This is a genomic window from Alcanivorax sp. (genome assembly GCF_051117345.1).
Lineage (GTDB): Bacteria > Pseudomonadota > Gammaproteobacteria > Pseudomonadales > Alcanivoracaceae > Alcanivorax.
In genome coordinates, this window is record NZ_JBNPEC010000036.1 from 1 (window position 1) to 2346 (window position 2346).

Annotated in this window: 2 protein-coding genes; both read left to right on the forward strand. The window is 58.4% G+C overall.

Going from position 1 to position 2346, the window contains the following annotated elements; translation table 11 throughout:
- A partial coding sequence (locus tag ACFE0K_RS02615; RefSeq protein ID WP_434534584.1) for a chemotaxis protein CheA occupies nt 1-1604 on the forward strand: 1604 nt, incomplete at its 5' end.
- Nucleotides 1594-2067 carry a chemotaxis protein CheW gene (locus ACFE0K_RS02620; RefSeq protein ID WP_434534585.1) on the forward strand — a complete coding sequence of 158 codons (474 nt, stop codon included), beginning with the start codon at nt 1594-1596 and terminating at the stop codon, nt 2065-2067. The genes ACFE0K_RS02615 and ACFE0K_RS02620, both read left to right, overlap by 11 nt.
- The last annotated feature ends 279 nt before the right edge of the window (nt 2068-2346 follow it).

Sequence of the window (2346 nt, forward strand, 5' to 3'; positions counted from 1 at the left end):
TGGTACTCACCCGCAACCAGCTATTGCAACACACCGCCAGCCAGAACGACGCGCAACTGGTCAATCTGTCCCAGCGTCTCAACATGGTCACCAGCGAGCTGCAGGAAGGCCTGATGCAGACTCGCATGCAGCCCATTCGTAACGCCTGGTCCACCTACCCTCGCCTGTTGCTGGATCTGGAAAGAAAAACCGGCAAGCGGGTCACCCCGGTTCTCAAGGGTGGCGACACCGAGCTGGACCGCAGCCTGCTGGAAGCGATTCGCGACCCGCTCATCCATCTGGTTCGCAACGCCGTGGACCATGGCATTGAGACTCCGGAAAAACGTCGCGCCAGAGGCAAGCCGGAAACCGGCACCCTGACCATGAGCGCCTACCACGAAAGCGGCAACGTCACCGTGGAAGTGAGTGACGATGGCGCCGGTCTGGACAGTGACAGAATCATCCGACGCGCCATGGAAGTCGGTCTGGTTCGACCAGAGCAGGCGGAACAGCTCACCGAACAGGAAAAGATCCGCTACATTTTCGAGCCCGGATTTTCCACCGCAGAGACCGTCAGTGACCTGTCAGGTCGTGGTGTGGGCCTGGATGTAGTACGGACCAATGTGGAGCGCATCGGCGGCTCCATCGATATCAAGAGCGTGCCCGGCCGTGGCACCACACTGAAGCTGAAGATTCCGCTCACCCTTGCCATTGTCCCCGCACTGATCGTACGTTGCCTGCATCAGCGTTTTGCCATTCCCCAGGTCAATCTGATGGAAGTGGTCTACGTGGACGCCGAGCGCCTCGACAAGGATATCGAGACCGTCCACGACGCCCTGGTCTATCGGCTGCGGGGACGCCTGCTGCCACTGGTCGACATGCGCTCCCTGATGCAGATGGGAGACAGGGAAACAGAGAAAGACCAATTCATTCTGGTGCTCACCGCCGACCAGCAGGAATTCGGCCTGCTGGTGGATGACGTGCGTGATACCGAAGAAATCGTGGTCAAACCCCTGGGCAGACTGCTCAAGGACAATCCCTGTTTTGCCGGCGCCACCATCATGGGTGATGGCCGGGTGGCATTGATTCTGGATGTGAAATCCACCGCGGACTTCGCCGGCGTTACCCGCCACGAACGCAAACTGCGCCAACAGGACAATCCACTGGACGCGGAAACCCAGCCTATTCGCGCTGCAGAGAGCTATCTGCTGGTACGCCCGGATGGCAGCACCGGACGCTCCGCCATCGCCCTGTCGAAAGTGTCACGCCTGGAGGAAATCAGTACCGGCCTGATCGAATACTCCGCTGGCCGGGAAGTGATCCAGTACCGCGGCGGTATTCTCCCGCTGATCCGTCTTGGCGATGCCAGCCACCCAACCCAAGCTGATCAAGACATTATCCGCATTGTGGTGCAGCCCACCGAATTCGGCGAAGTGGGCCTGGTGGTCAACGACATTATCGATATCGTCAGCGACGACGAGGCGGCCATACAACAGAGCGCCCAGACCGAGGGGATCCTCGGTGCCGGTATTCTGCAGGGTCACGTGACAGACTTTATCGATTGTGAAGTCCTGTTCCGCCGATTCAACGACAAGCGCAGAAATGAGGACAGCAATGGAAACTAACCAACTGATCTGCACGTTTTCCGTTGCGGAAAAACATTACGGCGTGGTGGTCGACAACGTTCAGGAAGTCCTGGCCAACCACCAGATTACCGATATTCCGCTGGCGCCGCCCGGGGTGCTCGGACTGATGAATATACGCGGACGCATTGTGCCCGCCATCGCCTTGCGCAAGGTACTGCGATTGCCTGGCGAAAGCAGCGAAGAAAACACCATCAACATCATCATCAACCACGGCGGTGAACAAGTCGGCCTGATGGTGGACCGCATCGGTGACATTGTCAGCGTACAACCGAAAGACATCGAACCACCACCGGAAACGCTCAAAGGGGCACCACGCAAGTTCATGCATGGCGTCTTCCCGGTACAGGGAACGCTGTACCTGCTACTGGACCTGGACACCCTGCTGGCAGACGAATTGTGCAATCGCTCGGCCAGCCGCGCATCACACGCAGTATTGCAATAGGAAGGGAGCCTCTGAATAACTCCTTGCATGCTCAGTCTTTCAGGCTGGCTCACAATCTAGGCGCACTTTTGAAGGCATGCTGGTTGCCTGTCGAGAAAGTGCAACAACGAGTGTGGGCCAGCCTGGAAGACCCGGAGGGCGCGGCCTGAAGGGCCCATCTGCTGCGCTTTGCCACTAGGAAAGGGAACCACCCTGTCCGTCACGACAAAACACAACAGCTGCACCCTTCAGGCCACGCTGAGTACGCAAGGAGTTATTCAGAGGCTCCCTAAGACAACA

Coding starts and splice junctions, on each gene's coding strand:
- ACFE0K_RS02620 (WP_434534585.1), top strand. CDS start 1,594: ATGGAAACTAACCAACTGATCTGCACGTTTTCCGTTGCGGAAAAACAT.